The 8,334-nt window shown below is 72.6% G+C and carries 7 protein-coding genes; 1 reads left to right on the top strand and 6 read right to left on the bottom strand.

Annotation, left to right across the window (positions count from 1 at the left end):
* From ACOV8S_RS08815 to ACOV8S_RS08805, 3 genes are all read right to left on the bottom strand, one after another.
* A partial coding sequence (locus ACOV8S_RS08815) for a DNA-formamidopyrimidine glycosylase family protein (protein WP_448317143.1) occupies positions 1–273 on the bottom strand: 273 nt, incomplete at its 3' end.
* Between the two features lie 118 nt (positions 274–391).
* Positions 392–2,467 carry a SpoIIE family protein phosphatase gene (locus ACOV8S_RS08810; protein ID WP_448317142.1) on the bottom strand — a complete coding sequence of 692 codons (2,076 nt, stop codon included), beginning with the start codon at positions 2,465–2,467 and terminating at the stop codon, positions 392–394.
* A 76-nt stretch (positions 2,468–2,543) separates the two neighbouring features.
* Positions 2,544–2,798: a hypothetical protein gene (locus tag ACOV8S_RS08805; RefSeq protein ID WP_448317141.1), complete on the bottom strand. Its 255-nt coding sequence runs from the start codon at positions 2,796–2,798 to the stop codon at positions 2,544–2,546.
* Between the two features lie 110 nt (positions 2,799–2,908).
* Between ACOV8S_RS08805 and ACOV8S_RS08800 the strand changes: the two genes are divergently transcribed.
* Positions 2,909–4,315, top strand: coding sequence for a lipase maturation factor family protein (locus ACOV8S_RS08800; protein ID WP_448317140.1), 1,407 nt, complete (start codon positions 2,909–2,911; stop codon positions 4,313–4,315).
* 144 nt (positions 4,316–4,459) lie between these two features.
* Here the strand turns inward: ACOV8S_RS08800 and ACOV8S_RS08795 are convergent, their stop codons facing one another.
* The 3 genes from ACOV8S_RS08795 to glgC all read right to left on the bottom strand — a co-directional run bounded on the left by ACOV8S_RS08795 (position 4,460) and on the right by glgC (position 7,923).
* A complete protein-coding gene (locus tag ACOV8S_RS08795) occupies positions 4,460–4,639 on the bottom strand; it encodes a hypothetical protein (RefSeq protein ID WP_351115243.1) in 180 nt (59 codons plus the stop codon).
* A gap of 320 nt (positions 4,640–4,959) precedes the next feature.
* Complete coding sequence (locus tag ACOV8S_RS08790; RefSeq protein WP_448317139.1) at positions 4,960–6,498, bottom strand: SDR family NAD(P)-dependent oxidoreductase; 1,539 nt, start codon at positions 6,496–6,498, stop codon at positions 4,960–4,962.
* Between the two features lie 195 nt (positions 6,499–6,693).
* A complete protein-coding gene (gene glgC, locus ACOV8S_RS08785; protein WP_448317137.1) occupies positions 6,694–7,923 on the bottom strand; it encodes a glucose-1-phosphate adenylyltransferase in 1,230 nt (409 codons plus the stop codon).
* Between the last annotated feature and the right edge of the window lie 411 nt (positions 7,924–8,334).

The raw sequence follows: 8,334 nt of genomic DNA, 5'->3' as shown, positions 1-8,334 counted from the left end.
GGGCGGGGCGACGGGGAGGCTGTCGTACCACCGCAGCCAGCCGGCCCGGGCCAGGTGGGTCACCAGACGCGGCCCTCCGTCGGCCGTGGCGAGGTCCAGGAACTTGCCGTGCCGGTGCACGGCGGCCACCGTGCGCCCCTCCAGGGCGGAGGGGGGCGGGTCGTAGGTCTTCAGGACGCTGACGGCGAGCGGGAGCACGCGGCTGATCTCCCGCCCGACCAGGTGGTCCTGGAGGAAGTCCCTGAGGGCCTCCACCTCCGGCAGCTCGGGCATACCCCCAGCCTGCCACGGAGCGCCGACGGCCGCCCGCGCCGACGCGGCGGGACGGGGGCCGGGTCCGGCCGCCCCGCCCCGGTCCGCCAGGGCCGCGCGTCCGGTGCCGGTGCTGCCCTCACCCGGGTTCGGGCCAGGTCATCGAGAACTCGCACCACACGCACTTGCCGCCGCCGCGGGCCTCGACGCCCCAGCTGTCGGCGAGCAGGTCGACCAGCATCAGCCCCCGGCCGCTCATCCCCACCGGGCCGGGGTCGTGCCGGTGCGGCAGGGCGCTGGAGGTGTCCTCCACCTCGATCCGCAGCAGCCGCTGCGGCCCGAGCAGCACCCGCAGGGTGACGGTGGCGCACCCCTCGGTGTGCATCAGGGCGTTGGTGATCAGCTCGTCCGCCGCCAGCTCGATCTCGTCGGCCCGCTCCGCGGTGCCCCAGGCCCGCACCGCGGCGCGGATCATGTGGCGGGTCTCGGCGAGCGCGTCCGGGTCGCCGGGCACGACCTCCTGCCGCAGCTGTCCCCCGCTGCGCTGCCGGCCGGGACCGCGGCGGCGCAGCAGCAGGACGGCGACGTCGTCGTCGCCGCCCCTGCGGTCGGCCCGCTCGATCAGCGCGTCGGCCAGCCCGCGGACGTCGTCGGGGCCCTCCGCGATGTAGTCCATCAGCTCGCGCAGGCCGACGGAGAGGTCGTCGCCCGGAAGCTCGACCAGGCCGTCGGTGCAGAGCACCAGCGTCTGGAAGGTGGAGAGCTCGAAGGTGGTGACCGGATAGGTGAGCGCGCCGAACTCCGCGGACAGCCCCAGCGGCAGCCCGCCCTCGACGGGGATCCGCCGGCAGGTCCCGTCGCCGCCGCGCAGGATCGGGTCCAGGTGACCGGCGCGCACCATCTTGACCACTCCGGTGGTCGGGTCGACCTCGGCGTACAGACAGGTGGCGAAGCGGTCGGTGTCCAGCTCGTGCAGGAAGACGGAGGCGCGGGCCATCACGGTGCCCGGCGTGTGGCCCTCGGCCGCGTAGGCGCGCAGCACGATCCGCAGCTGGCCCATGACGGCGGCGGCATGGGTGTCGTGGCCCTGGACGTCGCCGATGACGGCGCCGACCCGGCCGCCGGGGAGCGGGATCAGGTCGTACCAGTCGCCGCCGATGTCGCGCCCGGCGGAGGCGGAGCGGTAGCGCACGGCGATGTCGGCGCCGGGCACGCTGGGGATGGTGCGGGGCAGCATGGCCTGCTGGAGTCCCTGCGCGAGGTCCATCTGCTGCTCGTAGAGCATGGCGCGCTGCAGGCTCTGGGCCACGCTGCCGCCGAGCGCGCCGAACAGCGCCCTGTCCTGCGGGGTGAAGGTCCGGCGGCCGCTGTAGAGCAGACCGACGGCGCCGACCGCCTTCCCCTCGGCGATCAGCGGCAGGTAGGCGCCGGAGGTGATCTGGAGGGGGACCAGTTTCTCCCACAGGATCGGGTAGTTGACCGCGAACTCCTTGGCGGACTCGATGTAGCGGGGCTGCAGGGTGCGGACCACCTCGCTCATCGGGTACGGCTCGTCCACCCGGGTGATGCGGACCCCGGGGACGGCGTCCTGGGGCTCCTCGGTGACCAGGACGACGCGGTCGCCCTCCACCAGACCGAGGACCACCAGGGAGACACCCAGCGGGGTGCGCTGGTGGGCCTCGCCGAGGACGCGCAGCACGTCGCGGACGGTGCGTGCGGCCGAGAGGGCCGCGGTGAGGGCCTGGACGACGTCGGTCTGGCGGCGGCGCGCCTCGTCCTCGACGGCCTGCTCGAGCCGGGCCTCGCTCTCCCTCAGCTCCTGGGTGGCGTCGCGGACGATGCCGATGACGCGGCGGGGACGGCCCTTGTCGTCGCGCCGGATGTAGCCCTGGGTGTGCGTCCAGCGCAGGCTGCCGTCGCGGCGCCGGACCCGGAAGTAGCCGCCGTAGTTCTCGGCTCCCCCCTTCATCGCCCGGGTGACCGTCTCGTCGAGGCGGACGGCCTCGGTGGGGGGCACCCGGGAGCTGAGGCCGTTCGCGGTGCCGTCGAATTCCTCGGGGCGCAGGTCGAAGATCTCGTGGGCCCGGGCGTCCATGCTGAACAGGTCCGTCTCGAGGTCCCAGTCGAAGGTGCCCATGCGATTGAGCGCCAGGATCGGCTCGGGGCCGGCGGGCCACTCCTCCGGGAGCGTCTCCTCGGCGTCCCCATCAACCATGGAGACCACCTTGCCAGCATTTGTCCGTTTCTTCGAATCGTTCTCCACCCCGGCCCGCCTCCGGCGGGGACCCCGCTCAGCCACCGAAGTCATCGGTGGGGCTGCCGAAGACGCTCTCCGCGTCCACGACGGCGACCCCGCCCGGGGTCACCCCTGACACCGTCCCGCTCTCGACGACCCCGCGCTCCGGCCCGGGGGCCCGCTCGGCGCCGCTCCCGCCGGGACGCTCCCCCGCCGGCGAGGCGCCGAGCAGCGCGAGCGGCACGGCGCAGGCGACGACGGCGACCCTGATCGGTGCGCGCACGGTGTCCTCCCACTCGGTTCGGGGCACTTCGTCACCATTGTCTGCCGCGCCCGGTACGGTCACGCAAACGGAAGCGGGCGTCACGGCCGGACGGTCCCGGGGTCCTCCGGAGGCCGCCGGGAAGGAGGACCGAGGTCGTGGAGTGGTTCACCGCGCCGGAGTACTGGACGGGCAGGCTGGTCTTCCAGCGGGGGCTGGCCGCCGTCTACCTGGTGGCCTTCCTCGCCGCCGCCCTGCAGTTCCGGCCGCTGATCGGCGAGCGGGGGCTCACGCCCGCGCCCCGGTTCCTCTCCCGGACGACCTGGCGGCAGGCGCCGACCCTGTTCCGGCTGCGCTTCTCCGACCGGCTCTTCGCCGTCTGCGCCTGGGCGGGGTGCGCCGTCTCGGCGGCGCTGCTGGCCGGAGCGGCCGACCTGGTGCCGCTGTGGGCGTCGATGCTGCTGTGGCTGCTCCCGTGGGCCCTGTACCTGTCGGTCGTGAACATCGGTCAGACCTGGTACGCCTTCGGCTGGGAGTCGCTGCTGCTGGAGACCGGCTTCCTGGCGGTGCTGCTCGGCAACGACGAGGTGGGCCCTCCGGTGGTGGTGCTGTTCCTGCTGCGCTGGCTGCTCTTCCGGCTGGAGTTCGGCGCCGGACTGATCAAGATGCGCGGCGACGAGTGCTGGCGCCGGCTCACCTGCCTGTACCACCACCACGAGACGCAGCCGATGCCCGGGCCGCTGAGCCGTCTCTTCCACCTCCTGCCGCGCCCGTTGCACCGGGTGGAGGCGGCCGCCAACCACGTCACCCAGCTGGCGGTGCCCTTCCTGCTGTTCACACCGCAGCCGGTCGCCTCCTGGGCCGCCGGGCTCATGGTCGTCACCCAGCTGTGGCTGGTCGTCTCGGGCAACTTCGCCTGGCTCAACTGGCTGACGGTGGTGATCGCGCTGTCCGCGATCGCCTGGCCGTGGGGCGCCGCGCCCCGCCGCGATCCGGGAGCACCGCTCTGGTACGAGATCACCGTTCTCGCGGTGGCCGCGGGGCTGCTCCGGCTGAGCCGGAAGCCGGCGCGCAACCTGCTCTCCCGCGGCCAGGCGATGAACCGGTCCTTCGACCCGCTCCATCTGGTCAACACCTACGGAGCGTTCGGCAGCGTGACCCGGGTACGGCACGAGGTGGTCGTGGAGGGGACCGACGACGAGCGGCCGCGCCAGGACTCCGACTGGCGCGCCTACGAGTTCCGGGGCAAGCCGGGCGACGTGCGGCGCCGGCCGCGGCAGTTCGCCCCGTACCACCTGCGGCTGGACTGGCTGATGTGGTTCCTGGCGCTGTCACCGGTGCCGGCCCGCTGGTTCACGGCGCTGGTGGAGAAGCTGCTCGAGGGCGACCGGGACACGCTGCGACTGCTGCGGCGCTCGCCCTTCCCGCCCGGCTCGCCGCCGCGCTGGATCCGCGCCCGCCTCTTCCGCTACCGCTTCGCCACCCGGGCCGAGCGGCGCGCCGAGGGCGTGTACTGGGTGCGCGAGTACGTCCGCGACTTCCTGCCGCCCACCCGGCTGTCCTGACCGGCGGTCTCGGCGAAGGGCGGACACGGCGAACGGCGGCCGGTGGTGGCCCGGCCGCCGTTCGCCCCGCACTGTTCCCGCGTCGTTGTTCCCGCGTCGCTGTTCCCGCGTCGTGCCGTTCGGCGTCGCTGTCGCCGACGGCCGTCAGTCGACGCTGGGCAGGATGTGGGGCTCGGCGAGGTCGTCCTCGTAGCCGGCCAGCCTGATGGGCGCGGAACGGGCCCACACCTCCAGGCTGCCCAGGGGGCCGTCGCCGTCGGCCGGGCCTCGGCCGACGGGCCGCTCGCTCGCGATCGTGCTGGACGTCGTCTTCTCCGGTGTCACCGCGCACTCCTCATGTTGGGTCACCCTCGAGGCGCGGCGCCGTCGTTGTGCTCGGCGCCCGGGCGCCTCCCGGGTGCGGGTCGGTAGGGAGGCCGTTCGAGCGCGGTGGCGCCGGCATCTCTTCTCGGGCAGACCGGCGTGCCCGGCCTGTCCGGCGGCGGACCGTGGGGGGCAGGTGCGGCCCCGTCACGACGTCCGCCAGCACCAGAGTAACCAAATGAGCGGGCTCCCGCTCGATAGCGCCGAAAACTTTGCGTTACCGTCTCACGTCCGACGGGTCACCACGACCCTCGGACGGCCTCCCGGCCGCCCGGACCGGGTCACCACTTGCCGGGCGCGTAGTCCTTCATGAAGACCCCGTACAGGTCCTCTCCCGCCTCGCCGCGCACGATCGGGTCGTAGACCCGGGCCGCGCCGTCGACCAGGTCCAGCGGCGCGTGGAACCCGGCCTCGGCCAGGCGCACCTTGTCCGGGTGCGGGCGCTCGTCGGTGATCCAGCCGGTGTCGACGGCCGTCATCAGGATGCGGTCCTTCTCGAACATCTCCTGGGCGCTGGTGCGCGTCAGCATGTTCAGCGCGGCCTTGGCCATGTTGGTGTGCGGGTGTCCCGCGCCCTTGTAGCCGCGCTCGAAGACGCCCTCCATCGCGGAGACGTTGACGATGTAGGTCCGGCGGTTCGGGGAGGCGGCCATCGCCTCGCGCAGCCGGCTGATGAGGATGAACGGCGCGGTGGAGTTGCACAGCTGGACCTCGAGCAGCTCCACCGGGGTGACCTGCTCGACGGACTGCACCCAGCTGTTGGTGTCGTGCAGGTCGGGGACGAGACCGCCCGCGTCGATGGCGGTGCCGGCGGCGATCCGCTCCAGCGAGGCCGAGCCGGAGACCAGCGCGAGGTCGGTGACGTCCTGGGCGCTGATCGCCCCGCCGCCGGAGACCGGCAGCGCGGCGACGGCGCCGGAGCCGAACGCGCCGATCACCCGGGCGGCGGGCAGCTCGCCCTTCGGCAGCGGCGCCGACTCGGCGGCCAGCAGCTCGCTGTAGGCCTGCGGGGAGCGCCGCACGGTCTGGGCGGCGTTGTTGATCAGGATGTCCAGGTGGCCCTGGGCCGTCACCGAGTCGGCCAGCGCGACGACCTGGGCGGGGTCGCGCAGGTCGATGCCGACGATGTCGAGGCGGTGGATCCACTCGTCGCTGTCCGGCATCGCCTTGAAGCGGCGGATGGCGTCGTTGGGGAAACGGGTGGTGACCGTCGTGTGGGCGCCGTCCCGCAGCAGACGCAGCGCGATGTACATGCCGATCTTGGCGCGGCCGCCGGTGAGCAGCGCGCGCCGCCCGGTCAGGTCGGTGCGGGCGTCACGGCGCGACCGGTTCTCGTCCGCGCAGCGCGGGCAGAGCTGGTGGTAGAAGTAGTCGACCTCGACGTAGCGGTCCTTGCAGGTGTAGCAGGAGCGCGGGCGCTGCAGCACGCCGGCGATCCGGCGTCCCTCGTCGACGGAGGAGGACGGCAGGACGCCGGCCGTCTCGTCGTCGATGCGCTGCGCGGAGCCGGTGGCGGTGGCCTCGGTGACGGCGCGGTCGTGGGCGGTCTTGGCGGCGCGCCGCTCCTGGCGGCGGCGCTGCTTGACCGTCCGGTAGATGTGCGAGGTGGCGCGGCGGACCGCGACGGCGTCGGGGTGGTCGACCTCTATCCGGTCGAGCTCCTCGAGCACGCTCAGGCAGACGGCCAGGCGCTCCGGATCGATGCCCGGGCCCCAGTCCTCCGCGCCGTGGTCCTGCTGGGCGGGAATCCTCGCCGAACCGTTCCCGCTCTCCCCCAGGTCGCGCGTGGCAGTGCCCTGGCCGTCGTCCGTCACCGTCATCGCCGCTGTGTTCCTCGCGTCACTCGCTCAGCCGCGTAGCTCGATCGAGTGACCGCGCGGCTCCCACATGAAGGTGGTGGGAGCCGTGTCGCGGATCTTCGTCCCCGTTCTGTCCCACCAGGTGGCGAGGATACTGAGGGCCGCCGACGTCCGCCAAATGAGGGACGGCCGAGGCGTCGAGCGTCACACGGGGCGTCACATGGGGGCGGGTACCGGCTGCGCCTTCCCGAGTACCACCACACCGTTGTCGGAGACGGTGTACAGCTCTGCGTCGCGCTCGGGGTTGACGCCGATGGTGGCGCCCGGCGGGACGTCGATGTTCTTGTCGAGGATGGCGTTGCGGACCACGGCGCCCCGGCCGATGCGCACGTTGTCGTGGATCACGGAGTTCTGCACCACCGCGTCGGGCTCGACGACCACGCCCGGGGAGAGCACCGATCGCGTGACCTGGCCCTTGATGAGGCAGCCGGGGCTGACGATCGACTCGGTGGCGATGCCGCCGGCGTTGAAGCGGGCCGGGGAGAGCGTCGGGTGGTGGGTGTAGATGGGCCAGTCGCGGTTGTACAGGTTGAACACCGGCCGGTCGGCGAGCAGGTCCATGTGGGCGTCGTAGTAGGCGTCGATCGTTCCGACGTCACGCCAGTAGCCCTGGTCGCGCTTGGTCTCGCCGGGGACGTGGTTGGTGCTGAAGTCGTAGACGGCGGCGTCGCCGCTCTCGGTGAGCATGGGCAGGATGTCGCCGCCCATGTCGTGGTCGGAGTCCTCGTTCTCGGCGTCCCGGTGCAGGGCCTCCACCAGCACGCTGGTGGTGAAGATGTAGTTGCCCATGGAGGCGAGGATGGAGTCCGGGTCGTCGGCCAGGCCCGGCGGGTCGGCCGGCTTCTCGAGGAAGCGCTCGACGGTGCGGCCGTCGGCGGCCGGGGTGATCACGCCGAACTGCGAGGACTCCGAGCGCGGCACCCGCAGGCCGGCCACCGTGGCGCCCGCTCCGCTCTCGATGTGCTGGCGCAGCATCTCGCGGGGGTCCATGCGGTACACGTGGTCGGCGCCGAAGACGACGACGTAGTCGGGCTCCTCGTCGCGGATCAGGTTCAGCGACTGGTGGATGGCGTCGGCGCTGCCCTGGTACCACTGCTTGCCCAGGCGCTGCTGGGCGGGCACGGGGGTGACGTAGTTGCCGAGCAGGCTGGACATGCGCCAGGTGGTCGTGATGTGGCGGTCCAGCGAGTGCGACTTGTACTGGGTCAGCACGGCGATGTGCCGGATGTCCGCGTTCACGAGGTTGGACAGCACGAAGTCCACGAGACGGTACGTCCCGCCGAACGTGACGGCCGGCTTGGCGCGGTCCGCCGTCAGCGGCATCAGTCGCTTTCCCTCGCCTCCCGCCAGCACAATGCCGAGTACGGTTGGCCCACCACGACGCATCGCCGCTCCTCTCACCGGTTCACCCACCCCTTAGGTCATGATCCGAGTGCCCCGCCCTGTGACCTGCCAATCCTGCCGTGGGAGCAAGGCCATGTCACCCGTCCGGGGGAGGATCGGATCTTTCCGGGTACTCCACCATCAGGAGGACCCGTGAAGGACGGAAGAACGCCTCCGGTACGACGACGGAGGTGGGCATGACCGGCACGATGTGGTCCGTGCAGCAGATACGAACGCCGCGGCGAGGCCCGGAGCGCGGCCGATGAGTCCCCTGATGTGGTCCGTGGTCCTCTCCCTCGTCTCCGCCGTGGCGTACGCCGGCGGGGCGATCGTCCAGGAGCGTGTGGCGGTCCGCCGCAACGGCTCCCTGCCGCTGGGCGACCTGGTGTGGTGGGCGGCGGTGGCGCTCAACGG

Source organism: Streptomyces sp. CO7, assembly GCF_053474865.1.
This window is presented reverse-complemented; position numbering and strand designations above follow the sequence as displayed.